Annotated in this window: 27 protein-coding genes; 19 read left to right on the plus strand and 8 right to left on the minus strand. The window is 43.4% G+C overall.

Annotation, left to right across the window (positions count from 1 at the left end; all coding sequences use genetic code 11):
• Positions 1 to 7 precede the first annotated feature (7 nt).
• The 3 genes from DX073_RS10065 to DX073_RS10075 all read right to left on the minus strand — a co-directional run bounded on the left by DX073_RS10065 (position 8) and on the right by DX073_RS10075 (position 3,558).
• Positions 8 to 619: a rhomboid family intramembrane serine protease gene (locus DX073_RS10065; RefSeq protein WP_115007932.1), complete on the minus strand. Its 612-nt coding sequence runs from the start codon at positions 617 to 619 to the stop codon at positions 8 to 10.
• 161 nt (positions 620 to 780) lie between these two features.
• Entirely contained in the window at positions 781 to 3,006 is a 2,226-nt protein-coding gene (locus tag DX073_RS10070; protein ID WP_115007933.1) for an NADP-dependent isocitrate dehydrogenase, read from the minus strand.
• Between the two features lie 186 nt (positions 3,007 to 3,192).
• Complete coding sequence (locus DX073_RS10075) at positions 3,193 to 3,558, minus strand: TfoX/Sxy family protein (protein ID WP_115007934.1); 366 nt, start codon at positions 3,556 to 3,558, stop codon at positions 3,193 to 3,195.
• Between the two features lie 163 nt (positions 3,559 to 3,721).
• Here DX073_RS10075 and DX073_RS10080 point away from each other — a divergent pair, with 163 nt between their 5' ends.
• Together DX073_RS10080 and pta are read left to right on the plus strand one after the other, a co-directional pair.
• Positions 3,722 to 4,909: an acetate/propionate family kinase gene (locus tag DX073_RS10080; RefSeq protein WP_115007935.1), complete on the plus strand. Its 1,188-nt coding sequence runs from the start codon at positions 3,722 to 3,724 to the stop codon at positions 4,907 to 4,909.
• Positions 4,910 to 5,154: 245 nt separating this feature from the next.
• A complete protein-coding gene (gene pta / locus DX073_RS10085) occupies positions 5,155 to 6,615 on the plus strand; it encodes a phosphate acetyltransferase (RefSeq protein ID WP_115007936.1) in 1,461 nt (486 codons plus the stop codon).
• Between the two features lie 143 nt (positions 6,616 to 6,758).
• On the opposite strand, the gene DX073_RS10090 is transcribed toward pta, so the two are convergent.
• Positions 6,759 to 7,661, minus strand: a complete 903-nt coding sequence (locus DX073_RS10090; protein WP_115005464.1) for an IS982 family transposase — start codon at positions 7,659 to 7,661, stop codon at positions 6,759 to 6,761.
• Positions 7,662 to 7,920: 259 nt separating this feature from the next.
• Here DX073_RS10090 and DX073_RS10095 point away from each other — a divergent pair, with 259 nt between their 5' ends.
• The 6 genes from DX073_RS10095 to lpxK all read left to right on the plus strand — a co-directional run bounded on the left by DX073_RS10095 (position 7,921) and on the right by lpxK (position 13,529).
• Positions 7,921 to 8,169, plus strand: coding sequence for a PspC domain-containing protein (locus DX073_RS10095; RefSeq protein WP_115008332.1), 249 nt, complete (start codon positions 7,921 to 7,923; stop codon positions 8,167 to 8,169).
• Positions 8,170 to 8,307: 138 nt separating this feature from the next.
• Entirely contained in the window at positions 8,308 to 9,348 is a 1,041-nt protein-coding gene (locus tag DX073_RS10100; RefSeq protein WP_115008333.1) for a ParB/RepB/Spo0J family partition protein, read from the plus strand.
• A 33-nt stretch (positions 9,349 to 9,381) separates the two neighbouring features.
• A complete protein-coding gene (locus DX073_RS10105; RefSeq protein WP_115007937.1) occupies positions 9,382 to 10,011 on the plus strand; it encodes a MotA/TolQ/ExbB proton channel family protein in 630 nt (209 codons plus the stop codon).
• Positions 10,012 to 10,227: 216 nt separating this feature from the next.
• Complete coding sequence (locus DX073_RS10110; RefSeq protein ID WP_115007938.1) at positions 10,228 to 10,659, plus strand: ExbD/TolR family protein; 432 nt, start codon at positions 10,228 to 10,230, stop codon at positions 10,657 to 10,659.
• 69 nt (positions 10,660 to 10,728) lie between these two features.
• Positions 10,729 to 12,507 (plus strand): lipid A export permease/ATP-binding protein MsbA, encoded by a 1,779-nt coding sequence (gene msbA, locus DX073_RS10115; protein ID WP_115008334.1) that lies wholly within the window; start codon positions 10,729 to 10,731, stop codon positions 12,505 to 12,507.
• Complete coding sequence (gene lpxK, locus DX073_RS10120; RefSeq protein ID WP_115007939.1) at positions 12,504 to 13,529, plus strand: tetraacyldisaccharide 4'-kinase; 1,026 nt, start codon at positions 12,504 to 12,506, stop codon at positions 13,527 to 13,529. The genes msbA and lpxK overlap by 4 nt, the downstream gene beginning before the upstream one ends.
• A 32-nt stretch (positions 13,530 to 13,561) precedes the next feature.
• On the opposite strand, the gene DX073_RS10125 is transcribed toward lpxK, so the two are convergent.
• Positions 13,562 to 14,074 (minus strand): WG repeat-containing protein, encoded by a 513-nt coding sequence (locus DX073_RS10125; protein WP_181814424.1) that lies wholly within the window; start codon positions 14,072 to 14,074, stop codon positions 13,562 to 13,564.
• A 151-nt stretch (positions 14,075 to 14,225) separates the two neighbouring features.
• Here DX073_RS10125 and kdsB point away from each other — a divergent pair, with 151 nt between their 5' ends.
• The 4 genes from kdsB to DX073_RS10145 all read left to right on the plus strand — a co-directional run bounded on the left by kdsB (position 14,226) and on the right by DX073_RS10145 (position 17,819).
• On the plus strand, positions 14,226 to 14,993 hold the full coding sequence (gene kdsB, locus DX073_RS10130) for a 3-deoxy-manno-octulosonate cytidylyltransferase (RefSeq protein ID WP_115007941.1): 768 nt from the start codon (positions 14,226 to 14,228) through the stop codon (positions 14,991 to 14,993).
• 1 nt (position 14,994) lies between these two features.
• The gene (locus DX073_RS10135; RefSeq protein ID WP_115007942.1) at positions 14,995 to 16,005 is read left to right on the plus strand and encodes a DNA polymerase III subunit; all 1,011 of its coding nucleotides are present in this window, start codon (positions 14,995 to 14,997) and stop codon (positions 16,003 to 16,005) included.
• Positions 16,006 to 16,080: 75 nt separating this feature from the next.
• Positions 16,081 to 16,767: an SMI1/KNR4 family protein gene (locus tag DX073_RS10140; protein WP_181814425.1), complete on the plus strand. Its 687-nt coding sequence runs from the start codon at positions 16,081 to 16,083 to the stop codon at positions 16,765 to 16,767.
• A 164-nt stretch (positions 16,768 to 16,931) separates the two neighbouring features.
• Positions 16,932 to 17,819, plus strand: coding sequence for a DUF2272 domain-containing protein (locus DX073_RS10145; RefSeq protein ID WP_115007944.1), 888 nt, complete (start codon positions 16,932 to 16,934; stop codon positions 17,817 to 17,819).
• 74 nt (positions 17,820 to 17,893) lie between these two features.
• On the opposite strand, the gene DX073_RS10150 is transcribed toward DX073_RS10145, so the two are convergent.
• Entirely contained in the window at positions 17,894 to 18,931 is a 1,038-nt protein-coding gene (locus tag DX073_RS10150; RefSeq protein ID WP_258556830.1) for an IS110 family transposase, read from the minus strand.
• Between the two features lie 517 nt (positions 18,932 to 19,448).
• On the opposite strand from DX073_RS10150, the gene pheA reads away from it, so the two are divergent.
• From pheA to DX073_RS10175, 5 genes are all read left to right on the plus strand, one after another.
• Complete coding sequence (pheA, locus tag DX073_RS10155) at positions 19,449 to 20,561, plus strand: prephenate dehydratase (protein ID WP_115007945.1); 1,113 nt, start codon at positions 19,449 to 19,451, stop codon at positions 20,559 to 20,561.
• Positions 20,562 to 20,764: 203 nt separating this feature from the next.
• Complete coding sequence (locus tag DX073_RS10160) at positions 20,765 to 21,025, plus strand: hypothetical protein (protein WP_115007946.1); 261 nt, start codon at positions 20,765 to 20,767, stop codon at positions 21,023 to 21,025.
• Positions 21,022 to 21,444, plus strand: a complete 423-nt coding sequence (locus DX073_RS10165) for a type II toxin-antitoxin system VapC family toxin (RefSeq protein ID WP_115007947.1) — start codon at positions 21,022 to 21,024, stop codon at positions 21,442 to 21,444. The genes DX073_RS10160 and DX073_RS10165 overlap by 4 nt, the downstream gene beginning before the upstream one ends.
• A gap of 1 nt (position 21,445) precedes the next feature.
• On the plus strand, positions 21,446 to 22,366 hold the full coding sequence (locus DX073_RS10170) for a prephenate dehydrogenase/arogenate dehydrogenase family protein (protein ID WP_115007948.1): 921 nt from the start codon (positions 21,446 to 21,448) through the stop codon (positions 22,364 to 22,366).
• Positions 22,367 to 22,398: 32 nt separating this feature from the next.
• Entirely contained in the window at positions 22,399 to 23,061 is a 663-nt protein-coding gene (locus tag DX073_RS10175) for a LysE family translocator (protein WP_115007949.1), read from the plus strand.
• 250 nt (positions 23,062 to 23,311) lie between these two features.
• Here the strand turns inward: DX073_RS10175 and DX073_RS10180 are convergent, their stop codons facing one another.
• The gene (locus DX073_RS10180; protein ID WP_115007950.1) at positions 23,312 to 23,512 is read right to left on the minus strand and encodes a hypothetical protein; all 201 of its coding nucleotides are present in this window, start codon (positions 23,510 to 23,512) and stop codon (positions 23,312 to 23,314) included.
• Between the two features lie 10 nt (positions 23,513 to 23,522).
• On the minus strand, positions 23,523 to 24,452 hold the full coding sequence (locus tag DX073_RS10185) for a hypothetical protein (protein WP_115007951.1): 930 nt from the start codon (positions 24,450 to 24,452) through the stop codon (positions 23,523 to 23,525).
• A gap of 95 nt (positions 24,453 to 24,547) precedes the next feature.
• Between DX073_RS10185 and DX073_RS10190 the strand changes: the two genes are divergently transcribed.
• Together DX073_RS10190 and DX073_RS10195 are read left to right on the plus strand one after the other, a co-directional pair.
• Positions 24,548 to 24,913 (plus strand): helix-turn-helix domain-containing protein, encoded by a 366-nt coding sequence (locus DX073_RS10190; RefSeq protein ID WP_220186744.1) that lies wholly within the window; start codon positions 24,548 to 24,550, stop codon positions 24,911 to 24,913.
• Between the two features lie 313 nt (positions 24,914 to 25,226).
• Positions 25,227 to 26,264, plus strand: coding sequence for an IS110 family transposase (locus DX073_RS10195; RefSeq protein ID WP_258556830.1), 1,038 nt, complete (start codon positions 25,227 to 25,229; stop codon positions 26,262 to 26,264).
• Positions 26,265 to 26,320 lie beyond the last annotated feature (56 nt).

A 26,320-nucleotide genomic window follows, 5' to 3' on the forward strand; every position in this document is an offset into this window, starting at 1 on the left:
TTTTAAATCACCTTAAAAAAGCAGGGTTTAACAAAGCGTTGATAAAATGTATCGCAATGGCAGGCTTGATGATGATGGTGGCAATCACGCCAAATGCCGCCCCCGATAGGTGAGCAAGATGGTTAATTCGTCCTGTGCCACGTCTGTCCGCCCAAATGCTATAACTGATGTAGCCAATGGCAAAAATAATCGCAGGAATGGGGATAAAAAACAGATAAATGGTCTGCCATGGTGCTAGCAGAATAAAGGCAAATAACACCGCCGACACACCGCCTGACGCCCCAAGACTGGCAAAGCGTGGGTTGTTTTTGTGGCGGATGTAGTCAGGAATGCTAGAAGCGATGATGGCAAGGGTATAAAAGCCCACAAAGCCTAACGCTCCTAGCTCATGAATATAAAACCGCTCCATGGTTCGCCCAAAAAAGTATAGCGTAATCATGTTAAACAGCAGGTGCATGCCGTCTCCATGTACAAAGCCACTGGTCAAAAAACGGTCGTATTGCTTATGGCGAGTGATGGAGATGGGGTCGAAGATGAGCCTACCAAGAAACGTTTTGTTTTGCCATGCCATAAGGCTGACAGCGACAGTAATAATAATGATGACAGTGGTGTGATTCATGATAAATAATGGTAAATGATGATAAGTGGTAATAAGTTAAATGATGGTCAGTATATCAAATTTGTACAGGGGTGCAACCATCATTACAATTTGCAACAAATAAAAATGCCATCCTAGGACGGCATTTTTATCATCTTTAACATCATGCTTTGATTGGCTTATTAGCCTAATTTGGCGATGATGTCGTTAAAGGTAGCGCTTGGACGCATGGCTTTGTCAAGCAAATCACGGTTGGCAAAATAGTAGCCTTCGGTCTCAACGGCCTCGCCTTGTACGCCATTTAGCTCGCTCACGATTGTCTCTTCTTGTTCGTTCAATGCTTTGGCAATGGGAGCGAACTCGTCGGCTAGGGCTTTGTCGTCCGTTTGTTCAGACAAGGCTTCTGCCCAGTATTTGGCTAGGTAGAAGTGGCTACCACGGTTGTCGATAGAGCCGAGTTTACGCTGTGGCGACTTGTCGTTCATCAGTAGCTCTTCGGTTGCCTTGTCTAGGGCATCGGCTAGAATTTGGGCTTTTTGGTTGTTTGTTTTTTGGGCTAGGTGTTCAAGTGATACCGCCAATGCCAAGAACTCGCCAAGTGAGTCCCAACGCAGGTAGTTTTCTTTGTTAAACTGCTGAACATGTTTTGGTGCGCTGCCGCCCGCCCCAGTCTCAAACATACCGCCACCATTCATGAGTGGCACGATAGAGAGCATTTTGGCAGATGTACCCAGCTCCATGATGGGGAATAGGTCGGTTAGGTAGTCACGCATGACGTTGCCGGTTACGCTGATGGTGTCTTTGCCAGCCACTAGGCGTTCTAGGGTGAAGTTGGCAGCGGCGGCAAGTGGTAAAATGCGAATGTCTAGACCGTCGGTGTCAAGCTCGGCAAGGTAGGCATTGACTTTTTTGATGACCTCGGCACTGTGAGCACGTTTTTCGTTGAGCCAGAATACCGCAGGCGTGTTAGACAGTCTGGCACGATTGACCGCCAAAGCAACCCAGTCCTTGACGGGGGCGTCTTTGGTTTGGCAAGCACGCCAAATGTCACCTGCTTCAACGTCATGAGACAGTAGGACATTGCCGTCTTGGTCTTTGACTTCAACTTTACCGTCTGCTTCAATCTCAAAAGTCTTATCATGCGAGCCGTATTCTTCGGCTTTTTGAGCCATCAGACCTACGTTTGGTACAGTACCCATCGTGGTTGGGTCAAAGGCACCATGTTCTTTACAGAACTCAACCACAGCTTCATATAGGGGAGCATAAGTGCTGTCAGGAATGATGATTTTGGTGTCTTGAAGTTCACCATTTTTGTTCCACATCTTGCCAGAACTACGCACCATCGCAGGGATAGAAGCATCAATGATAATGTCACTTGGAACGTGTAGGTTGGTGATACCCTTGTCAGAGTCAACCATTGCCACATCAGGGTTGTTGGCGTAGGTCTCATCGATGAGTTTCTCAACATCGGCTTTGACCGCAGGGTCAAGATTGTCAAGCTTGGCAAGCAAATCACCAAAACCGTTATTGACATTCGCGCCAGCATTTTCTAGCTCTTTGCCGTATTTGTCAAAGACAGGTTTAAAGAATGATTTGACCGCATGACCAAAGATGATGGGGTCAGACACTTTCATCATCGTGGCTTTCATGTGCAGGCTATATAGCACGCCTTTTTCTTTGGCGTCAGCGACTTGCTCGTCTAGGAACTTGACCAATGCTTTTTTGTTTAGCACGGTGGCGTCCAAAATCTCGCCAGCAAGTAGCGGTAGGGGTTTACGCAACTCTTTGCTGTTGCCGTCTTTGTCAGTAAAGACGATGTGAACGGTGGTGGCTTTATCTAGGGTGATGGCTTTTTCGTTGTGGAAAAAGTCGTTATCGCTCATGGTGGAGACGTGCGTTTTGCTGCCTTTTGACCACTCGCCCATAGAATGGGGGAATTTTTTGGCGAAGTTTTTCACCGCTTTGGGGGCGCGGCGGTCAGAGTTACCTTCACGCAGAACGGGGTTTACCGCTGAGCCTTTGACACGGTCATAACGAGCTTGGATATCACGTTCTTTGTTGTCTTGGGGTTCGGCAGGATAGTCAGGCACCGCATAGCCGTCATCTTGTAGCTCTTTGATGGTCGCCAAAAGCTGTGGCATGGACGCTGAGATGTTAGGCAGTTTGATGACGTTGGCGTCAGGCTTGGTGACGAGTTCGCCCAATTTGGCTAGGCTGTCTTCACGTTGTTGTTCAGGTTTTAGGTATTCTGGGAATTGAGATAGGACACGGCTTGCCAAAGAGATGTCGCTGGTGGTGATGTCAATGCCTGAGCTTTTGGTAAAGGCTTGGATAATCGGCAGTAAAGAGTGCGTGGCAAGGGCAGGGGCTTCATCGGTATAGGTATAAACAATGGTCGGTTTTGACATAAAAACTCCGAGTTTGGTGATTGTAAATGCAAGTTCGCTTTGCAAGGGAATATGTTGTTTTGGGTATGACAGTCGTTCACAGATAACCCAAAATTAGTGCCTATTATGCCATATTTTTGCCAATTTTCCTAACTTTTTTTGTGAAATAAGTCAAGTATTATTTTTAAATAAAATACCAAACATAAGTCATTTTTGATGATTAGGACGTGGCATTTGATTTTTTTGGCTTGCCCCTATCCCCAACCCTGCCCAACGGCACAGCTCATCAGTATCATCCAAGGCAAATTCAGGAAGCTGATAATAGCCCAATGCGACTTGTTTTTTAACGCCTGCTCGGCTTGTCCAATAGGTAAATTTCTCACAGTTTTTATCAATAAAGGCTTGACGGTTGTCATCATCGGCTTTTAGGTAAAGCGTGTCATTGCTGATAATGCCAAACATTTTACCGTTTTTAAAAAGGCACTTCGCCCCGAACATTTGCTTAACCGTGATGGGGGCAAGTGGGGCTAATTGGTCTAGGATAAAGGCGGTAAATTCACTGTATGCGGTCATGACGTGTGATAAATGTGATAAAAACGTATCTTACTCTAAACCAAAGCTGACCATTTTGCAATGTGTGAATGTGTGGTATTTTGGTTAAATCAGGCTTTTGTCAAAGCCTATTTTGTGTGTTATAATCATCGCCGTATCTTTTTCATTCCAATAAGGAAAGCTTATGTCTCTAACCAATCCCACCCTAGTGCTAAACTGTGGCTCATCATCTATCAAATACGCCCTTATCAGCGAAGACGGCAACACTCGCATTGAAGGTCTTGCCGAAGCGTTGGGCAATACTGACGCCCGTATCAAGCACAAAAACCTAGATGGCTCAAAAGTAGAAATCAATATCCCAAATTCGGGGGCTCATACCGAAGCCTTGCAAATCATTCTAGGCGAGCTTATCGCTGAGCATAAGCCTGTGGCGGTGGGTCATCGTGTGGTACACGGTGGCGATAAATTCAAATCGGCAACCGTCATCACCCCAGAAGTACTGGCAACCATTGAAGAGCTGGCAAGCCTTGCCCCACTTCATAACCCTGCCAACGCTGCTGGTATCAAGGCGATTAACGCTATTTATCCTGACCTGCCCCAAGTGGCGATTTTTGATACGGCATTCCACCAAACCATGCCTGCCCACGCTTACCGCTATGCTGTGCCAAAAGAGCTGTACACCGAACACCAAATCCGCCGTTATGGTTTTCACGGTTCATCACACGCCTATGTGTCAAACCGTGCCAGCGAGCTGACCGAGCAAACAGGCGAGCATGGTTGGGTAATTGCTCACTTAGGTAACGGCTGTTCAGCCACCGCAGTTTATAATGGCAAAAGCCTAGACACGTCTATGGGTATCACACCACTTGAAGGTTTGATGATGGGTACTCGCTCAGGCGACATCGACCCAAGCATTCACTTGCATTTGCACCGTACTTTGGGTCTGTCTATCCAAGAGATTGATACTTTGCTTAACAAAAAGAGCGGTCTTTTGGGCGTGTCGGGTGTATCTAACGACATGCGTAACCTAGAACAAGCCGACAAAGAGGGCAATGCTGACGCCACGCTTGCCCTAGAAATGTTTGCCTATCGTACCGCCAAGTACTTGCTTGGTTTGACTGCAGGTTTGCCTGTTTTGACAGGTTTTGCCTTTACAGGTGGCGTGGGCGAAAACGGTGCGGATATGCGTGCTAAGATTGTTGGTTATATGAAACATTTGGGTCTAAAAATTGACACCGCCAAAAATGCCGAGTTGTTCCGTGGGGCGGAGGGCAGTTTCCATGCGGACGGCTCATCAGCAGAATTGTGGGTTATCCCAACGGATGAAGAATTCCAAATCGCCAGCGAGTCTCGTGCGGTATTAGGGTTGTAATAAAAAGAAAAGTCAGGCAAACGTCTGGCTTTTCTTAAAAAAACCTGTGATTTTTTAATTAAATTAAAAGGCATTGTTAAATCAAAATACATTTTAAAATTGGATGTTATAGGGCAAATACCACGCCCAAGTATTTATGCGTTACAAAGGGCAGATGTAATTTGCCCCTACAAATCCATTTAAAGGTATTGTGATTGACAATGGCAAATTTAAAAATCTTACTAAAACTGATAAAAAGGTAACTTATGAAAACACTACTGCTTATCCCCACCACCAGCCAAATCAACATGGAAACGTTGGCTCAAAATGTCGCAAACTTAGTCGGTGGTGAGATTGTCGCCATCCCAAGCCATGATGAGTTGGTGAGTGCCATTAGCGACAACAACCTTGATGACCTGCTAGAAACCGTCATCGCCAAACAATCTGCCCCTGTCAGCGTGGTGGTGGGTGTGCTTGCCGATGAAAGCCGTCCTTATGCCAACCGTGTGAACCGTGAGTTGGGAACAGGTTTTGATGCGGACGTGATTTTGGTGGGCGATAATGACGTGCGTCTGCCTGTATTTGCGTCTGTGTTTGGCGGTCTCAAAGGCGAGCGTATTTGGGGCGTGATTGGCACAGCCGAACTGTCGGGCAAAGTGCAAGTCGTGGCACGCACCGACAAAGGCGGTCATTTATCTGAGATTGACGGTGGTGCTTTTGAAAGCTACAAAACGTCCGAGCGTACCCAAAAATTATCGCCCTATGCGTTTCGTAACCAAGTGGTTCGCCTTGCCCAAAACGCCAAAAAACGTATCGTTCTGCCCGAAGGCGATGAGCCACGCACCATTGAAGCGGCAGCGATTTGCCAAAGCCGTGGCATTGCTCAGTGCGTGCTTTTGGGCGACCCTGCCAAAATCCGTGCGGTGGCGGACGAGCGTGGCGTTACCTTGCCTGATGATATTGAAATCATTGAGCCGTCCACCATTATTGAAAAATACGTTGCCCCCATGGTAGAACGCCGTAAGGGTAAGCTAGATGAAGCAGGAGCAAGAGAAGCCCTACAAGACACCGTCTATCTTGGCACGATGATGCTACAAGTGGGTGACGTGGACGGCTTGGTATCAGGTGCGGTACACACCACCGCAGATACCATTCGCCCAGCGTTCCAGCTTATCAAAACTGCCCCACAGTACAGTCTAGTATCTAGCGTGTTCTTTATGCTACTGCCCGAGCAAGTGGTCGTCTATGGCGACTGTGCGGTAAACCCAAACCCTACTGCCGAGCAACTTGCTGAGATTGCCATTCAATCGGCTGAGTCTGCCAAAGCCTTTGGCATTGACCCCAAAGTTGCCTTGATTAGCTACTCTACCATGAACTCAGGTTCAGGCCCTGACGTGGATACGGTCAAAGGTGCATTGGAAATCGTCCGTGAAAAAGCTCCTGAGCTAAAAGTGGACGGCCCCTTGCAGTTTGACGCAGCGTCTGTACCAAGCGTGGGTAAGCAAAAAGCCCCAAATTCAGCCGTGGCAGGCGAAGCCAACGTGTTTATTTTCCCTGATTTGAACACAGGTAACACCACTTATAAAGCCGTGCAACGTACCGCAGGCGTGATTAGTGTGGGCCCTATGCTACAAGGTCTTAACAAGCCTGTTAATGACTTGTCTCGTGGCTGTTTGGTGGATGATATTGTTTATACCATTGCTTTGACAGCGATTCAAGCGGTGTAAATTTGTCATATTTACAATACATGATAAAAGAGTGGTTTTTTCCGCTCTTTTATTTTTATAATTGGGCATTGTTAAAAAACCAATCTTTGAATGGGTTTGTAAGGGCAAATCACATTTACCCTGTGATAAGATATACCCCACTCTCAACTAAAAATCATCTCAAACTTAAGCGGTGGGTTGCCAAGTTGTTTGTTAATCTCTATGCAAAAACTGTGGGCAAGTAGCTTTCTAGTAAGTCGGTTAGACAGATGCCATAAATCTCTTGCTTTTGTTTGTTGAATGTTAAATCTTTGTGACAGTTGCGAGATGACGGTCTCTATGGTTTTTCTGCTTTTTTTAAGATGGCTTAAAAACCCTTTATCCCTGTCATCGGTCATATTGTCCCTAAGCGGTGTTTGTAAGTCAATGTCAGCTTTGGCAAGTTCGCTTTGCAGATCTTTGGATAAATACCCTTTGTCGCCAAATAACTGACAGATGTGTTGCTTTGATTGGTTTTGTAGGATGTCTGTTAGTTCAAATACCATTTGTCTATCATCAATGTTGGCAGGTGTTAAACCAAAGCCAATCACTTGACCTTGTACACTGGTCAGTAGATGACCTTTAAAGCCAAAATAATGCTCATGTTGACTTGCACAAAACCCAAAACTTGCCACGGATTTAAAGCTTTTGTTTCGTCTTGCTCTACCATAACGACACACAGGCAAGGGAAAACTGTCAATCAGATAAGGGTTGTATTCATTCTGGCTGTGTATGCTGATTGCATTCATCATCTTATCTTTTACCCAAAGCAAATTGGCACAATGTTTGGCAAAATTAGGGTATGAGCCTAATTTGGGAAAGTAGTGAGTGTAATGATTGGTAAAATAAGCCCAAATACCTTTGTCTGTATCAAAACCCAAACACTCACCAACAAGTTCCATAGTGATGACTTCGGCATCGGATAAGGCAGGAGGATAGCCTTTGGTTCTGATAGGCTTAGTTACAATATTTTTATAAAAAGCATCTACCATAAGATAGACACTAATGATAAAATCATCATAAGACATAACTTACTCCCTTTGTTTTGTGGTGAAACTTGGATTGGGCTATGTCTTTTTTTATTTCAAGGGAAAGTTGAGAGTGGGGTAAGATATTGATTTTTGGGCGAATAAATTACCCCTACACGTCTGATTAAAAAATATCTTAATTGAACAGTGTTTTGTAAATGTAAAGTTTTGCAAAAGGGCATTGTATTTACCAAAAAAGACGTTATTATTTTTATACCCATTTCAAATTTATTTCATTTTAAAAGGTAAAAAACAATTCATGACCCATACTGCCAAACCCAAACTTATCCGCTTACACCGTTCAAAACATCATCGCATGATAGCAGGCGTGTTTGGCGGTATTGCCGAATACATGGGGTGGTCGCCTGCGGTGCTACGATGGCTGTTTGTACTGTCTATTCCACTGACAGCAACGGTGACGTTGTTTGGTGGGATTTTGTTTTATCTTATCATGTGGCTCATCATGCCCGAAGCGAGCGATGAGTCTTATATTTATGAGTCGCATTAATTTTGAATTTACCCCTTACCCAAAGACAACTTTGGGTATTTTTACGACAAAAAGCACACTTAGCACTTAGCATTTAACATAAGATGTTATTTGTGGTAAAATACCCTGCTATTTTCTGTAACACTGGTGTAAATGGGTATGACAAAAAAGCGTGGGCTTGGCACGAAACGTGGCTTAGAAGCCTTGATGGGCAACATTAAACGAGAAAGAGATTTGACCGCAGAAGCCATCATGCCGACAGCGGAATCTGCCCCTACCCCCAAGTCAGCCAGCCCCAAAAAAACTGGCACAAAAGCCAATGCCGACAAAAGCACCGCCCAAGTAGCCAGTAAATCTGCCAAGACTACCCAGTCTGAGCCCACCCAAGATGGTGAACAGGTCACGCTCATTCAAATCGACCCTGCCAGATTGCAATCAGGTAAATATCAGCCCAGACGAGACATTAAAGAAGAAGCCTTGCGGGAGCTTGCCGAGTCAGTACGTCAGCACGGGGTCATGCAACCCATCGTTATCCGTCCTTTGTTGGAGGGCGAGAGTAAGGCGGATGGCATTACCCATGAGATTATCGCAGGTGAGCGACGTTGGCGAGCTGCCAAACTGGCAGGGCTTACCACCATTCCTGCCATCGAGCGTGTGCTGTCTGATGAAGTGGCGATTGCCTTGGCACTCATTGAGAACATTCAACGTGAAGACTTGACGGTGTTGGAGCAGGCGGCGGCGTTGGAGCGGTTTCATACCGAGTTTGGTATGAGTCATGCGATGATTGCCGATGTCGTGGGTAAGGCACGCACGACCGTATCCAACCTGCTACGCCTTAACGCCTTGCATGATGAAGTCAAGGCGTTTATGATGGATAACTTACTTGACATGGGTCATGCTCGCACTTTGCTGTCTTTGTCCAAAGACCAACAGCCCATCATCGCCAAAAAAATCATTCATGCGGACATGACGGTGCGTGAAGCAGAAAAACTGGTCAAATCTATCTTGCACCCCGAGCCAAAGGCAGTCTTAGTCAATAGTCGTGAAGTCATCGCCCTAAACCAGAAGCTCTCGGACGCATTGGGGGCGACGGTTAAGCTAAAACAAGGCAAAGATGGCAAGGGTAGTGTGGAGATATTTTTTCATAGTCATGATGAGCTAAGTGGGCTGATGGCACAGCTTGGCGTGGCAAAGTCTTGATGTTTAACTAATAATTGTGTAACGGTGTAAATTATGTGGGAGCTTGTCAAAGCAGGCGGTTGGCTGATGTTGCCAATCATCGTGTGTTCTATTGTGGCACTGGTCATTATCATCGAGCGTGGCAAAGTGTTACGCATGGGTTTGCTTGCCCCGAGTGGACTTAGAGAACAGCTGATTGGTCAGTTGCGCACCAAGGGTGATATCAATAAAAACACTCTGCTTGCCATTAAAGAAGAGTCGCCATTGGGTGACATTTTGGCAACGGGGCTCTTGTATCGCCAGTATGGACTGGACAGTATGACCATGCACATGCAAAACCGTGCCAGCGTACAGATTCATACCTTAGAGAAGAACATTAACATGCTCGGTACGATTGGGGCGATTGCACCGCTTTTAGGTCTGTTAGGGACAGTACTGGGTATCATCATCTCATTTTTGGCGGTAACAGATGGCTCCATGCAAGACCCTGCCATGCTCGCAGGGGGTGTCTCTCAGGCTTTGATTACTACCGCAGGCGGTATGTTTGTCGCCATTCCTGCTCTGATGGCGTACCGTTATTTCCAAAGGCGTATTGTGGATATTAATGCCAAATTTGAAAGCGAAGCGGGGCTACTCATTCAAGAGATGTATGATTATGGGCTGATGAAAGATGGGTATTGTTAATTGAGTATACTTTTCTAGAAAGCCGTTCGTGGTGAGCTTGTCGAACCATAACGGTTTTCCTAGACTTCGACAAGCTCAGTCCGAACGGAAAACCTTAAAATCTATCTTTATTTAACAATACCGAAAGATGGTTCGCAAAAAGAGCCAATCCTAGCCAGCGAGCCTGTCGCCCATTCCCAAAATCAAAACCAAGAGCAGTCATAGTCGAGTATCGCCATGAGATTTCGTAAACCGACCGTTGAGCCTTTGGAAATCAATCTGACCCCCATGATTGATTGCTTGCTGTTTTTGATTGTATTTTTGCTGATGGCGACGACCTTTAATCATTTTAGTCGCATTAACATCGTCCTGCCCGAAGCCGAAGGCGTGGCAGTGACCAATGAAGGCAAACAGATAGAAGTGGCGGTACAAAAAGACGGTACTTATTTGGTTAATGGGCTTGCCTTAGGGTCTAGCACCGAAGCTGAGCTCATTAACATGCTCCAAAAAGAAGCGGGCAGTGACCGCAAACAACTGTTTGTCATCGCAGCCGATGCCGAAGCATCACACCAAGCGGTGGTGCGTGTCATGGATGTGGCAGGTAAAATGGGCTTTTTAAACCTAAACATCAGCACTGTTGTGCCAGCACCACAAAGCAGTAGTAAGTAATCGCAAGATTTATGCGGTGCGATGTGGCATTTTGTGTTAAAATGCCACAAAACTTTTCTTTTAAAAATCATGTCAAAACCTACCCCCCAAACCAACTTTGACCCCAATGATAAATTGGCGGTCTTTTTGCGTCTGATGTCCTACCTAAAACCTTACTGGTGGGCGGCGATTTTTATGGCGATTGGTATGGTGCTAAGTGCAGGCTCTGAGGTTGCCAGTGCCAAGCTCTTTGAGTTTATTATTGATGCCATTAACAACAATGATGAAAAAGGCAAATTTTGGTTTCCGTTTTTGGTAATCGCTCTGTTTTTCTTTCGGGGGGTTGGGGCGTTTTTGGGGGGATATTATTCGGCGTATATCTCTCGTAATCTTGTCTATCATTTGCGTGTGGCGGTGTTTGAAAAGCTGTTACGTTTGCCGTCTGATTTTTATCTAAAAAACCCTGCTGGCACGATTTCATCCAAGCTCATCTTTGATGTGGAGCAAGTTACCGCAGGCAGTAACGAGGCGATTACCACGCTACTAAAAGAAGGTTTGACGGTCATTGCGTTGTTTGGTTATCTGTTTTATAGCAACTGGCGACTGACGCTTGTTTTGATGATAGTCGTGCCACCGATTTTTTGGATTATCAAAAAGGTCTCTAAAAAATTCGCCGCACTATCGACAGGCATCCAAGAGTCCATGAGTGCGGTAAGCCATATCACCAATGAGGCAGTGGCAGGCTATCAAGTCGTCAAAAACTACGGCGGACAGGCGTATGAAGCTGATAGATTTAACAAAGCAAGTCTGGATAACCTGCAAAAGGGCATGAAAATCACGGTGCTTGCCGCCATTAATTCGCCACTCATTCAGCTGCTCATGGCGATGGGGATGTGTTTTGTGGTGTGGTTGTCGCTACGTCCTGAAGTGCTTGGCGGTATGACGGCAGGGCAGTTTACCTCCTTTCTTATCGCCGCAGGACTGCTTGCCCGTCCTGTTAAGGCATTGACCGATGTCAATCAAAAACTGCAACGGGGCTTGGCGGGGGGTGCGTCTGTGTTTAAACTGTTAGACACGCCTGAGGAGCGTGATACAGGCACGCTAACCCCTACTATTCATGGTAATATCCGTTTTGATGATGTCAGCTTGACCTATGATGGCGGTGTGCAAGCGATAAAGGGCTTTAACCTTGACATCAAAGCAGGCGAGACAGTAGCGGTGGTGGGACGGTCAGGCTCGGGCAAGACCACGCTGGTGAACTTGCTTACTCGTTCACTCACGCCGACGTCGGGACAGATATTGATAGACGGCACGCCCATTGATGACATTAAATTATCGTCTTTGCGTGAGCAGATTGCCATGGTCAATCAGCAAGTTACGCTATTTTTGGATACGGTCGCTCATAACATCGCTTATGGGGCATTATCCGCCAAATCCCATGATGACATCATACAAGCGAGCAAATCCGCTTATGCTCATGATTTTATTATGGATTTGCCAGATGGTTATGATAGTTTTATCGGGTCGGACGGTTTGCAGCTGTCAGGCGGACAACGCCAACGACTCTCCATCGCACGGGCGTTATTAAAAGACGCACCGATTTTGATATTGGACGAAGCCACATCTGCCCTTGATAACGAAAGTGAATACTATATCCAAAAGGCGTTAGAGACCGTCATGCAAGGACGTACTACGCTTGTCATCGCTCATCGCTTATCCACCATACAAAACGCCGACCGTATCATCGTCATGGATAAAGGGCAAATCGTGGAAATGGGCACGCATGACGAGCTGTTTGCCAAAGGCGGTATGTATCGCACCATGTACGAACGAACCTTTGATGAGCAAAGCGAACAGGGCAAGGCATGAAAAACTTAGAACTTCTCATCACAAAGGCATGGCAGGAAAACTCCCCCATGCTTGCCACGCTTGCCCCGTTGTCCGCTCTGTATGGCGTGGTGGGTCGTGTGCGTAAGTCCTTGTATGATAACGATAAACTTGCCAAATACCATGCCCCCATTCCTGTGATGATAATTGGCAATATCACGGTGGGCGGTAGTGGAAAAACTCCGCTTATCATCGCTCTTGTCAAGTATTTGCAAGATAAAGGTGTGAATGTGGGCGTGATAAGTCGGGGCTATGGACGGGCGGACAGTAGCCCTGCAATGGTTCGTGTCGATAGCACTCCCAAAGACGTGGGCGATGAGCCGTGCCTTATCGTCCAAAATACAAATGTACCTATGGCGGTGGGGGCAAATCGTGGTGGGACGATTGAGATTTTGCTTGAAAATTACCCAAATCTACAACTCATTATCAGTGATGATGGACTGCAACACTACGCCCTACACCGAGATGTAGAATGGATAGTGGTGGACGGTGTGCGTGGGTTTGGTAATGGCAAACTCTTTCCACAAGGGTTTTTGCGTGAGCCGATAGACCGCCTAGATGGGGCAACGGTCATCTATCATGACGCACGAGCCGAGCAGTATGATGATAATGCCCTTTTAATGCACTTAGCCCCAAACAATCCCATGCCACTTTTGGGAAATGACAAATCGGTAAATGATAAAACTTTACCACCCCAAAAGGTCTATGCCCTAAGCGGTATTGGCTATCCTACTCGCTTTTTTAAAACGTTAAATGAGCTTGGTTTTGACGTGGTGGAGCGTGCTTTTGGCGATCATCATGATTTTACCCTTGATGATTTGGCGGATTTGACCGATTTGCCAATCATCACAACCAGTAAAGATGCGGTTAAATTGCGTGAACTTGCCACACGCACGCCCCATGCGATTTTTGATAATGTATGGGTATTGCCTGTGCAGGCGGTGTTGTCGGAGGGAGTGTATGGGGAGATGGAGAGGGTGCTTGGGGAGCTTGGGATTGGTTAAAAGGCAGGATTACCTGCCTTTTGTGATTGAAATTATTGAATGCGTTTGCCTGTTTTGTCGATGTAAAATGTTTCGTCATCTAATTTAACCTTAGCCTGATTATTTTTAAAACTGTAAGCGTCATCATATTGAGTGGAAATAACTATTGTGCCTGTTCTATCAATAAATCCATACTTACCGTTCTGTTCAATTACCGCTAAACCTTCACGAAAACTATAAGCACTGTCGTATTGAGCAAGTATTGCTAATTTGCCCATTTTATCAATAAATCCATATTTACCATTTTGTTCAATTGGTGCTAAACCTTCACTAAAAGTGTAAGCGAAATTGTATTGAATGGGAATGATCACCTTACCTGTTTTATCAACAAAACCATATTTGTTGTTTTGCTTAACTAATGCCAAGCCCCCATTTAGGCAACTCACATCATCATAACCACTCACCTGTGGTCTTTCGCACGCCCATGCCGATAAGCCAAAAATAGCAACATAGATTAGGGTGGTGCTTAGGGAGAGTTTGGAAAGTTTGTTTTTAAATGATGTCATGACAGTTTTCATTGTAAGGAATTATCACTGATTATAGCAAAATTATCTGGTATGGTTAAGATTTTTTGTAGGGTAATTTGGGTGCGGTTGTGCTTTTCGTTTGGTTGATTTTGCTTTATAATGGGTCTTTTATCGCAACACAAAAAACTTTATGAAAACCCACATCATTATCCCCGCCCGCTACAAATCCACTCGCCTGCCTGCCAAGCCTTTGCTGGATTTGCACGGTCAGCCCATGATTCTCTGGACAGCTCAAAAAGCCCTGCAAGCAACCTTTGCCGACAGTGTGTGCGTGGCAACGGACGATGAGCGGATTTTTGCGGTGTGCGAGAGTGCGGGCGTGCCTGTGGTGATGACGGGTGAGCATGCGTCAGGCACGGACAGACTGGGGGAGGTGGCACAGATTTTGGGCTTGGCGGACGATGACATTGTCATCAATATGCAAGGCGATGAACCGCTTGTACCGCCTGTGTTATTAGAACAAGCCAAAAATCTACTCCTTGCCAATGACGACTGTGTCATGGCGACATTATGCGAAGTCATTGATAATTATGATGATTTTTATAAAAATTCGGTGGTAAAAGTCATCCACGCTCGCCAAAATGCCCTGTATTTTAGCCGTAGCCCCATGCCGTACGATAGAGACGGACATTTAAAAGATGAGCTTGGCGAGCGACCCAAAAACGCCTATCGCCATTTGGGGTTGTATGCCTATCGGGTCAAATTGTTAAAGGAATTTGGCACATGGGAGCAGGGCGAGCTTGAAGTGTTAGAGAGCCTAGAACAGCTTCGCATTTTAGAAAATGGTCAAAAAATCGCCATAGATGTCGCCAAAGTTGCCTTGCCGCTTGGGGTGGACACGCAGGAAGATTTGGATAGGCTAAATGCCATGCCGATTGATGAGTTTTTAAAATTCTGATATGAACGAACAAGAACAGTTGCCCTATTTTGCCCCGTTACTGCCTTGGCAAACCCACGCTTGGGAGCAGGTGGTCGGTCAGTTTTATGACGGCAAATTACCGCATGGGTTGTTGGCGTGTGGTATGGCAGGCATTGGTAAGCGTGAATTTGTGTGGCGGTTTGTGGCGTGGCTACTGTGCCAAAACAAGGGCGAGCAGGGGGCGTGTGGGGCGTGCGATAGCTGTCATTGGCTCATGGCAGGGACGCACCCCGATGTCATGGTGTTGCCGTCCGAGAGCTTGCCGACGTCTGATGAGAGCGAACGCTCGTCCATTAAGATTGATGACGTGCGAGCCTTACAAGAGTATAGCCACGTCAAGGGGCATGGCGTTCGGCTCATCGTGCTGGATGATGCCGACAGTCTCACGATTGGGGCGAGTAATGCTTTGCTAAAAACCTTAGAAGAGCCACGGGCAGGCGTGCATTTGATACTGATAAGCGACAACCCTGCCAAACTCATGCCTACCATAAAAAGCCGTGTGCAAGCCCTACCGCTTGGGGCTGTTGCTCATGATGTGGCGTTGGCTTATGTGGGTGGAGTGTTGGGTGATGAGAGTCTTGCCAGACTTGCCCTGACACTCACCGACGGGGCGGTATTAAAGGCGGTAGAGTTGCCAAAGGCGGTGTGGTTTGACAAGCGTGCATTATGGCTAAAAACATGGCTTACGCTAAGGCATGGCGAGCGGTCGGCAGTGAGTGCGAGCGACTATTGGCAGGGTGTGATGAGCTTTGCTGATTTTGCGGTTTTGACACGGCTTATGCTGATGGACGTGGTGCGAGTGGGGCTTGGGCTTGATAGTATTCACACCGACATGGACGTGGCAGGGCTGATAAATGGGGCGGAAAATCTAAGCCTTGATAAGGTAGAGAATTTTTTAGCAAGCCTTGATGATATGGCGGTGGCGGTGGGACAAAACGTACAAGAAAAAATGGCGTATGATGAGCTGTTTTGTCGGTTGGTGGATTTGTAGTATTTATTCTTGATTTTGTAGAATGTAAATTAAGCTCAAATGTTATTATTCATTTGCCATTTAAAGGAAAATATCATGACTGTTTCATTAAAACAATTACAAAACTTAGAAAATAAACATGGATTTAATTATCCCATACTTTATAAAACATTATGCCAAGATAATATGCTAACGTGGGGCAAGGTAGATATTCATTGGCAAAAAGAAGTCTATCCTAATTTAAAGGATAGTCCGCCATTGTCATTATATAGCAATTACATTGAAATTATGGATTTTGACGACATTGAGCATATTACAGATATGCTTTTAAATCAAGATGACTATATGGCAATCAACCCAAATTATTTATTTGTACCATTTGTGCAAGACGGCTCAGGGGATTATTATTGCTTTTGGTATCATCATGATTTGCCATATTTGTCAAAAGATGATGTGCCGATTGTGCTTTTTCATCATGATTATGATGAAGCTGATATTCTGGCAAAAGATTTACAGGATTTTATTTTTTATTTGATGTTGTATGGCGTTGTTGATATTGAGACTGACAGCGAGCTTATGCAGGATATTGGGACAAATTTAGCCAATTATCTAAAAAGCCATAAAAAATACCTAAAACCCGAGCATTACGATGTCATCAAGAAAATTTATGGATATGATTTTGATGATAATAAAGAAGGATTGATTGATGAAGATGAATTTATAAAAATTTTACATGAGCATATCGGCTTTGAAGGATTATTGACAAGTTTTGATTGTCGGTAAATTGTTTGATATCAAAAATTGGTATTATTAAGATGTATTATTAATGTCAAACAATATATTATTTTATAAAAAATATAAATTTTCTTATAAGAATATATTTGTCTTGCTTTTTAAAGCCCCCATCTTAATGATAAAATAAATTCCCTTGTAAAAAACCAAATCCCATGCCAAAACTTCTACCCCTACTCTGCACCGCCTTAGCCTTATCTGCTTGTGTGAGTACGCACGCTCCACAGGACAGCTTGCAAGACAATTTGTGGCAATCACCCGCACCCACATTCGCCCCACATACCCCAAAAGCCGAACGCATCGCCCAAATCGCCCTGCGTGAACACAAGGCATGGGGCGAGCCGTTTATCACCACAAACGGACAAATCGCCAAATATAGCCATTACGAATCCGAAAACGCACGCCTGACGGACGGCTCACGGGCGTGGGAGCGTGTAGTGGCGTATTGGCGTGATAGTGGGGCGTTGGCACGGCTTGATAGGGCGTTGCCTTATGAGCGTTGCGACAAGGCGGACAGCGGCGAGAACGCCAGCACCAACATTTGCCGAGCCTTTGTGAGTGATGTGGCATGGTCGGCAGGCTTTGTGTCGTATGTGATGAGACAGGCGGACGTGGATTTTTATGTGTCGCCACGCCATTTTGATTATATCGCCACATCTTGGCAGGGCGTGGGCGATTATCGCACGGCAGACCCTTTGGTAAGCCCCCTAAAACAGGGCGATATACTGTGCTATGTGCGAAGTTATGGGCGTGAGCTGATTGGCAGTTATCAGGATTTGGATAAGTATTTGGCGGATAATGGACGTGGTTTGCCTGCTCATTGTGATATTGTGGTCAAGACTGATAAGAAAAATCGTGAGATTTGGCTCATCGGCGGTAATGTACTGCATACCGTCATGCTACGCAAAATGCCTATGGATAATGACGGCAAGGCGATATTACCAGCCCCAAGCGAGACAGAATGTAGTCCCAATCATGAAACGGCGTGTAATTTTAATCGGCAAAATTGGGTGGTGGCATTGGTGTTGCAGGAGTGGGATTAAATACAATAGTAGCAACTGTATCCCTAAAGAATACAGTACCACCAACCCTCATTAACTTTGTTGGCTTGTGGATGTTACTTAACGCTAAGATTAAGATGATAATCCGCTTGCCAAACACTGTCATTTCTAACAATGGCGTTAATGACGATTAGGAGTTTACGCATACAAGCGTTGATGGCAACTTTAAAGGGTTTGCCTTTGCCTATCAAACGCTCATAAAACTGTTTAAATTTGGGTTCATATTGTCTTGCCACATTGGTGGCATTGTATAAGACATTACGAACCGATTGCCTACCCCCTTTGCAATGGCTCTTGTATTTAAGTGTGCCACTTTCTTTGGGGTGTGGGGCAACGCCCACTAAGGAGGCGATTTCTTTATTGCTTAATGTACCAAGTTCAGGTAACATTGACATCAAGGTAGCGACAGTAACACCACCAATCCCCTTGATGTCTTTAAACTTTTTTGTGGTGTCATCAAAATGTTTGCTTAGGGTGTCGATGTCTTGTTCTAACTTAGCAATCTGTTCATCAAGGTAAGCAATGACTTGTTTAACACTCTCAAGCTGACTTTGATGAATTTGCCAAATACGGTTCTTTTCTTGTACACGCATTGCCACAAGCTGATGACGGCGTACTACCAATGCCTCTAAGCGTTCTTGCTCTTCGCTTGGTGGGACATAGAGCAAATGAGTAAGTTTGCTCTCATCAAGACTTAAAAACTTGGCATAAAGAGCAAGCATTTTGGCATCTTGGTTATCTGTCTTAGCATTAGAATAAGACTTAGCAAACTGGCTGGTTTTATTAGGATTGGCAATCACCACATTAAAGCCTGATTGATACAGGGCTTTGGCAAGGGGGATTTCTAATCCGCCTGTACTTTCAAGTACTACCAAAGCTAGGTTTGTGCCTGCATTGGTATTAAGATAAGCCATCGCTTGTTTGATGTCGCCCCCAGTGTTTGAAAAGGTTTTGGTTTTATCCTTACAAGAAAGTGATACCACAAAGACCTTTTTGCCCACATCAATGCCACAGTAAATGGGTTCATTGGGCTTGTTCGCTACATTGGTTTTGGTTTGCTTGGTATTTTTGGTTTGTTTAGCATTATTCATCATTAACCTGCCTTGTATTCGGTTTAGAGTCTATCAACTGTACGGTTTTGATTGATGAAAGGTTATCCACTCTTAAAGCTACGACACGAACTTAATCTTGGGTGGTTGCCCTTATGGTTCTAAGGTGCGTACAAGATGTGGATAACGGGTTTTTGCTTATTATACCTTAAAAGGGGGTATACAAAGGTGTGTATTACGCACCGTTTTGGCATACAAAAATTACTTTACACTTAACTTAAAATATTAATTTATTGACTATGCAGTAATTATTTTTAATTGCAGGGGCAAATTGCAACTCACCCGTGCTAAATAAATCACTTATATAAAGGATAATAATTGGTGCGTGGTACGCACCTTACCTTTCGTTTGTTTTTATCAATTTAACACCCACAGCCCCAAAAACCGCCAATTTCCCCAACCAATCCCCACAAAATCACCCCCAAACCCCAAAAAAACATTTGCCCAAACCCCTAGTATTCATGTATCATTAACCTATTTTTAGCACACAAAAAGGGCAGACATGAGCAAACAAACCCCCAAAGCCAACCTAGACACCAACCAAATTACCGATTTGCGTGGCAAGATTGACAGCATTGATGAACAAATTCAACGACTTATCAACGAGCGAGCAGGCATCGCCCAACAGGTCGCCATCGCCAAAAAGAACCATGAAAATCACCCCATTTTTTATCGCCCTGAACGTGAAGCCCAAGTGCTAAAAGCGGTCATGGCTCGTAATACAGGACCTTTGAGCGGTGAGAAAATGGCACGCCTATTCCGTGAGATTATGTCGGTGTGTTTGGAGCTTGAAGCTCCGCAAAAGGTCGCTTTTTTGGGGCCTGTTGGCACGTTTACCCACGCCGCCGCCCTAAAACATTTTGGTAAGGCAGCGACAACCGTACCGCTTGCCACGATTACCGATGTGTTTCGTGAAGTGGAGGCGGGCTCTGCCATGTATGGCGTGGTGCCTGTGGAAAATTCCAGTGAGGGCGTGGTCAATCATACGTTGGACGCCTTTCTGGGGTCAAGTCTTAAAATCATCGGCGAGGTGGAGTTGCCCATTCATCACAACTTTTTGGTGGCAGAACACACCAAGGTGGACAGCCTAAGTCGCATTTATTCGCACCAGCAGTCGCTTGCTCAGTGCCGTCATTGGCTTGATGTCAATTTCCCCAATGTGGAGCGTGTGGCGGTATCAAGCAATGGCGAGGCGGCAAAACGCCTGCAAAACGAATGGCATTCGGCTGCCATTGCAGGCGATGTGGCAGTGGCAGAATACGGCTTGCACAAGTTGTACGAAAACATTGAGGACAACCCCAACAACACCACTCGCTTTCTTATCATCGGACACGAAACAGTTGCCCCAAGCGGTCAGGACAAAACGTCCATAGTCGTGTCAAGCCCAGACCGTGCAGGGGCATTGATTGAGCTACTAGAACCCCTAAAAAAACACGGCGTATCCATGACGAGCATTGAGACCCGCCCCGAACGCCCCAACAAATGGGCGTATGTGTTCTTTATTGATATGATTGGACATATTAATGATGATAATGTCAAAAATGCCATTGATGACATTGCCAAAATCGCCAAAGACGTGCGAGTATTGGGGTCATATCCTAAGGCGGTTTTGTAAAATCATGATGATAAAATTGCCCTGTTTTGGGGTAATTTGGTATTGTTAATTAACCCTATCTTTGAGCGGTTTTGTAGGGGTAAATTGCAATTTGCCCTTTGACAAAATGTTGATTTTGGGCGAATGTAATTCGCCCCTACTGCCCGAATTTTAAAACATATTTTTATTAACCAATACCAGTAATTTTAAATAGGGAGTAAACAATGATTACTGATACAGTAACAATTAACGAATACGGGCAAGTAACATTGCCGATGTGGTTTTTTGAAAAAATTGGAGCAAAAAAAGGCTCTCCATTAACCATTCAATTTGATGAACAAAGTGGCAATTTCCAATTTTTATCGCCCACTCATCAAGACGAACCAAAAAAGCAAATTAAATCAGGGTTTGGTATGCTAAAAACACATTTATCAGCACAAGATTTAGATGTAGATGTGGCACAATTTGCAAGAGATATTTTATGATTGGTTTGGATACAAATGTCTTAGCTCGCTATTATGTGCAAACCCAAAATGATGATATAAAAACGCAAAAGCAAAAACAAATTGCCAAGCAACTTCTTGACCATTCGCCAAGTTTATTTATTGCTAATACGGTAATTATTGAGTTTGAATGGATATTGCGTGCAATTTGTAAATTTAGTGTTGATGATATTATATTGGTTTATGAGCATTTATTATCCCTACCCAATGTATTTTTTGAAAATAAAACAATGATAGAAAAAGCCATTATTTTTGCCAAAGCTGGCATTGAATTTACGGACGCATTTCATTTGGCAAGTTATCAACATTGCAACGTCATGTATTCGTTTGACAATAAAGGTTTTGCCAAAAAAGTGGAAAAGTATCAATTTTTGCCAACCGTGATTGTGCCAAGTGAATAAGATGACTACCAAACCATTATTTAACAAAACCGCCATTATCGGACTTGGGCTTATCGGCGCAAGCCTTGCAACCGCCATGCTTGACAAAAGGCTCACCCATGAGATTGTGGCGTGCGATGACAATGCCGACACCCTAAAAACCGCCCAAGAAATTGGGCTTATCTCGCAAGGCTCGTCCATGCTCACGGACGTGCTACAAGGGTGCGATTTGGTCGTGATTTGTGTGCCTGTGCAAGCGGTGTTGCCGATTTTTCGTACGCTCGCCCACGCCAAAAAAAGCGGACTGCTTACGGACGACTGTATCGTGAGCGACGTGTGTAGCACCAAAATGAACGTCATCACCGCTTGCAACACCGCCCAAGATGAAACGGGCATTGACCTAAATTTTGTCCCTGCTCACCCCATTGCAGGGGCGGAGCGGTCTGGGGTACTCTCTCGTAAGGCGGATTTGTTTGTCAATCATGCCCTTATCATCTGCTCCAATCAAGCGGACGATATTTATACCAATAAAATCATAGACTTATGGCAAAATATCGGAGCGGTTGTGAGTCTGATGACCCCACAAAAGCACGATGAAATCCTAAGCCTAACCAGTCATTTGCCCCATTTATTGTCCTATGCCTTGACTTATCAGCTTGCCAAAGATGATGATAATTTAGAGATTTTTAAATATGCGGCGGGGGGATTTCGGGATTTTAGCCGTATTTCGGCAAGTAGTCCGATTATGTGGCACGACATTTTTTTGGCAAATAAACAGGCGGTATTAAAAGGGTTAGATGAGTATCAAAAGATATTGGACGAATTAAAATCTGATATTGAAAATAACAATTCAGATAAGTTATTAGAAACTCTTGCCATTGCCAAAAATGCCAGAGAATATTTTGGACAGCTTTTGATTGAAAAAGAGAAGCTCAAACAGTAATAAATCAAATCAACCTTTTTAGGAATACGCCAATGGATATCTTTATCAGCAATCTTGGAGCAAGTTTTGGCATTCATCATTTAATGTTATTTATCAGTTCAGCGGTTATTTTTATTTTGACACCGGGCATTGATACAGTATTTGTATTAAATCGCACTCTACAAAATGGGCGAATGGCAGGGATTTTATCCGCTCTTGGTGTGGCGACAGGTGTTTTGGTACATACTTTATTTGCCACGCTTGGGCTTGCCAGTATTTTGGCAAAATCAGCAACCGCTTTTATGGTGATTAAATATTTGGGGGCGGTGTATTTGATTTATTTAGGCATTATGGCGATTAAAAATGCCCTAAATGCTAAAAACTACCAAATCAATGCAGACACCAGCCCAAAATCTACCAAAAACGCCTATTTAATGGGGTTATTAACCAATGTCTTAAATCCCAAAGTGGCGTTATTCTTTTTGGCATTTTTTCCGCAATTTATCCAAAAAGAACAATTAGCGAGTGCCACGCCTTATTTATTTTTGGGTGGATTGTATTCGCTCTTTTCAGCCATTTGGCTTGTATTATTGGCGGTCATTGGAGCGATGTTTATTGGCTATTTGCAAAGTGTCAAAGCAAGACGGTCAATGGACGGCATCTCTGGCACGGCTTTTATTGGGCTTGGAGTGAAATTGGGATTTGCACAGCAATAAACTTTTGAAATTGCTAAAAATGCCAGAGAATATTTTGGGCAGTTATTGGTGGAGAAAGAGAGGTTAAAAAATAGTTCGTAGAGTATGTAAAGTTTGTAAGGTGCGTATTATGCACCAAATATAAAAAATGATGCGTAACAAACAAAACAAGATTATTTTTTAAACTTATTTTTTACATAATTGACACCGATACTAGCAAAAATAAATATAACAATAAGTTTGATGATTGTCATAATATCCATAAATAAACTCACTTTTTGCTTGAATTAAAGATAGCATTGCCAATATACAAAATAAAGCAATACAATAAAAATGCTCCAAAAATATCTACCATTCCAGACGAAACCATTCCACGATTGAGCATTTGGACTGCGTTTGGATTTAGAATAATTGCCAACACTAAGGATACAATAGGTATCCAAATTGGAAATTTTTTACGATTGTTTGACATTGATAAGCTCCTAATAACTACTTCGTAATAAATTATCACCAATCATTTGTCTATATTTGACAGCGGAATTCCAAGGGGCAAGTATTTCATTTTTAAGGCTACCAGCTCTCATTTTTAGGTATGAGTCTGCATTGTTTTCGGTGTATATGAATTCTGCACCCAATTTTTCCCTAGAAGCCTGTTCTAGGAAATTCTGATACATTTTCAGAAAAATAGGTATGTAATTTTGTTCAAAACCACGCTCGCTACGAAATTCGTAATGTTTTTCACAAAATTCTAAGAATGTTATGTAAAAATCGCCATTATAGACAGCTTTCTTTTTGCCCCTTTGTTGCTCCAATGTATCTACATAAAAACTATGTCTTTCTTGCAGAAAATTCTTTATAATAGTAATATTATTCTCATTGTGATTTAATCCATAAATTTTTAATATTAACTCAATCCATTTGTTTTCAATCCCTTTGGCAATACTTCGCCTTTTTTCTCTTAAATTTTCTATTTGTATGGCTTCATTGGATTGTGCAATATTGCTCAGAACTTGATTGTCTCTATTCTTATCTCCGCTAGGATTACTTGCTATGGCATAACGCATCATATCGGTAGAATGCATTTCGTATAGTGTAATACAATGTGTGAAAATAATTAGCTGAAAATAAGCAATTTCCAATTCAAACGCATAACTCCAAGCGTTTTTATCTTGATTTAATGAGAAAAATCCATCGCTATTTATAATATCCATTGTTTCTTGGTAACTTTTGGATAAGTATTCTAATCCCAATGCGATTTCTCTATTGTAATTGTTGGTGTGGCTTGATTTTGGGGCTTGGCTATCTTGGTTGTTTTGAGAGAATAAATAAAACAAAATAACAACGCCTGCAAGACCGCCAAAAAATATAAGAACTTCCACAAAACTCTCCAAAAAATTTTGAATTTCAACCATTATATGTTACAATAATTTATTTTATTTTTAAACCAACCTGCACTTGTCATTTGACAACTGCGAGTGGTCTTTTGTTAAAAAATATGGGTATTTTTATGATAAATGTTGAAACCATTCGTGAGTTAAGAGAGCAAAAGGACTGGACGCAAGAGCAAGTGGCGGAAAAATTAGGCATTACCAGAAATGGCTATGCCAAAATAGAAAGGGGTGAGAGTATGCCAAATTTAGAACGATTAAATGATATAGCGACTTTATTTGGTGTTGAAGTTACTGAATTATTGGATAATAAAAAATTTGTTTGTCAAATTAGTGAAAATCATAGCAATAATTATTATAATGGCGACCAATATTTAATTGCCCAAATTGAAAAATTGCAATTATTCCTTTGCCATAAAGATGAATTACTTGCTCAAAAAGATAAAGAAATTGAATTATTAAGAAAACTTTTGGATAAAGTTTGATATTTAATCGTAAGGTGCGTCATACGCACCACTTAATGAGATAATTATAATTGCTATTAATTTTTTATTTAATAATTATAATTACCCAATTCAAGAACTTTTATTTTTTAAAAAGGTGCGTAATACGCACCTTTGTATACCCCCTTTTAAGGTATAATAAGCAAAAACCCGTTATCCACATCTTGTACGCACCTTAGAACCATAAGGGCAACCACCCAAGATTAAGTTCGTGTCGTAGCTTTAAGAGTGGATAACCTTTCATCAATCAAAACCGTACAGTTGATAGACTCTAAACCGAATACAAGGCAGGTTAATGATGAATAATGCTAAACAAACCAAAAATACCAAGCAAACCAAAACCAATGTAGCGAACAAGCCCAATGAACCCATTTACTGTGGCATTGATGTGGGCAAAAAGGTCTTTGTGGTATCACTTTCTTGTAAGGATAAAACCAAAACCTTTTCAAACACTGGGGGCGACATCAAACAAGCGATGGCTTATCTTAATACCAATGCAGGCACAAACCTAGCTTTGGTAGTACTTGAAAGTACAGGCGGATTAGAAATCCCCCTTGCCAAAGCCCTGTATCAATCAGGCTTTAATGTGGTGATTGCCAATCCTAATAAAACCAGCCAGTTTGCTAAGTCTTATTCTAATGCTAAGACAGATAACCAAGATGCCAAAATGCTTGCTCTTTATGCCAAGTTTTTAAGTCTTGATGAGAGCAAACTTACTCATTTGCTCTATGTCCCACCAAGCGAAGAGCAAGAACGCTTAGAGGCATTGGTAGTACGCCGTCATCAGCTTGTGGCAATGCGTGTACAAGAAAAGAACCGTATTTGGCAAATTCATCAAAGTCAGCTTGAGAGTGTTAAACAAGTCATTGCTTACCTTGATGAACAGATTGCTAAGTTAGAACAAGACATCGACACCCTAAGCAAACATTTTGATGACACCACAAAAAAGTTTAAAGACATCAAGGGGATTGGTGGTGTTACTGTCGCTACCTTGATGTCAATGTTACCTGAACTTGGTACATTAAGCAATAAAGAAATCGCCTCCTTAGTGGGCGTTGCCCCACACCCCAAAGAAAGTGGCACACTTAAATACAAGAGCCATTGCAAAGGGGGTAGGCAATCGGTTCGTAATGTCTTATACAATGCCACCAATGTGGCAAGACAATATGAACCCAAATTTAAACAGTTTTATGAGCGTTTGATAGGCAAAGGCAAACCCTTTAAAGTTGCCATCAACGCTTGTATGCGTAAACTCCTAATCGTCATTAACGCCATTGTTAGAAATGACAGTGTTTGGCAAGCGGATTATCATCTTAATCTTAGCGTTAAGTAACATCCACAAGCCAACAAAGTTAATGAGGGTTGGTGGTACTGTATTCTTTAGGGATA

It is taken from the genome of Moraxella lacunata (assembly GCF_900453205.1).
GTDB lineage: Bacteria > Pseudomonadota > Gammaproteobacteria > Pseudomonadales > Moraxellaceae > Moraxella > Moraxella lacunata_B.

Coding starts and splice junctions, on each gene's coding strand:
- DX073_RS10065 (WP_115007932.1), bottom strand. CDS start 619: ATGAATCACACCACTGTCATCATTATTATTACTGTCGCTGTCAGCCTT.
- DX073_RS10070 (WP_115007933.1), bottom strand. CDS start 3,006: ATGTCAAAACCGACCATTGTTTATACCTATACCGATGAAGCCCCTGCC.
- DX073_RS10075 (WP_115007934.1), bottom strand. CDS start 3,558: ATGACCGCATACAGTGAATTTACCGCCTTTATCCTAGACCAATTAGCC.
- DX073_RS10080 (WP_115007935.1), top strand. CDS start 3,722: ATGTCTCTAACCAATCCCACCCTAGTGCTAAACTGTGGCTCATCATCT.
- pta (WP_115007936.1), top strand. CDS start 5,155: ATGAAAACACTACTGCTTATCCCCACCACCAGCCAAATCAACATGGAA.
- DX073_RS10090 (WP_115005464.1), bottom strand. CDS start 7,661: ATGTCTTATGATGATTTTATCATTAGTGTCTATCTTATGGTAGATGCT.
- DX073_RS10095 (WP_115008332.1), top strand. CDS start 7,921: ATGACCCATACTGCCAAACCCAAACTTATCCGCTTACACCGTTCAAAA.
- DX073_RS10100 (WP_115008333.1), top strand. CDS start 8,308: ATGACAAAAAAGCGTGGGCTTGGCACGAAACGTGGCTTAGAAGCCTTG.
- DX073_RS10105 (WP_115007937.1), top strand. CDS start 9,382: ATGTGGGAGCTTGTCAAAGCAGGCGGTTGGCTGATGTTGCCAATCATC.
- DX073_RS10110 (WP_115007938.1), top strand. CDS start 10,228: ATGAGATTTCGTAAACCGACCGTTGAGCCTTTGGAAATCAATCTGACC.
- msbA (WP_115008334.1), top strand. CDS start 10,729: ATGTCAAAACCTACCCCCCAAACCAACTTTGACCCCAATGATAAATTG.
- lpxK (WP_115007939.1), top strand. CDS start 12,504: ATGAAAAACTTAGAACTTCTCATCACAAAGGCATGGCAGGAAAACTCC.
- DX073_RS10125 (WP_181814424.1), bottom strand. CDS start 14,074: ATGACATCATTTAAAAACAAACTTTCCAAACTCTCCCTAAGCACCACC.
- kdsB (WP_115007941.1), top strand. CDS start 14,226: ATGAAAACCCACATCATTATCCCCGCCCGCTACAAATCCACTCGCCTG.
- DX073_RS10135 (WP_115007942.1), top strand. CDS start 14,995: ATGAACGAACAAGAACAGTTGCCCTATTTTGCCCCGTTACTGCCTTGG.
- DX073_RS10140 (WP_181814425.1), top strand. CDS start 16,081: ATGACTGTTTCATTAAAACAATTACAAAACTTAGAAAATAAACATGGA.
- DX073_RS10145 (WP_115007944.1), top strand. CDS start 16,932: ATGCCAAAACTTCTACCCCTACTCTGCACCGCCTTAGCCTTATCTGCT.
- DX073_RS10150 (WP_258556830.1), bottom strand. CDS start 18,931: ATGATGAATAATGCTAAACAAACCAAAAATACCAAGCAAACCAAAACC.
- pheA (WP_115007945.1), top strand. CDS start 19,449: ATGAGCAAACAAACCCCCAAAGCCAACCTAGACACCAACCAAATTACC.
- DX073_RS10160 (WP_115007946.1), top strand. CDS start 20,765: ATGATTACTGATACAGTAACAATTAACGAATACGGGCAAGTAACATTG.
- DX073_RS10165 (WP_115007947.1), top strand. CDS start 21,022: ATGATTGGTTTGGATACAAATGTCTTAGCTCGCTATTATGTGCAAACC.
- DX073_RS10170 (WP_115007948.1), top strand. CDS start 21,446: ATGACTACCAAACCATTATTTAACAAAACCGCCATTATCGGACTTGGG.
- DX073_RS10175 (WP_115007949.1), top strand. CDS start 22,399: ATGGATATCTTTATCAGCAATCTTGGAGCAAGTTTTGGCATTCATCAT.
- DX073_RS10180 (WP_115007950.1), bottom strand. CDS start 23,512: ATGTCAAACAATCGTAAAAAATTTCCAATTTGGATACCTATTGTATCC.
- DX073_RS10185 (WP_115007951.1), bottom strand. CDS start 24,452: ATGGTTGAAATTCAAAATTTTTTGGAGAGTTTTGTGGAAGTTCTTATA.
- DX073_RS10190 (WP_220186744.1), top strand. CDS start 24,548: ATGATAAATGTTGAAACCATTCGTGAGTTAAGAGAGCAAAAGGACTGG.
- DX073_RS10195 (WP_258556830.1), top strand. CDS start 25,227: ATGATGAATAATGCTAAACAAACCAAAAATACCAAGCAAACCAAAACC.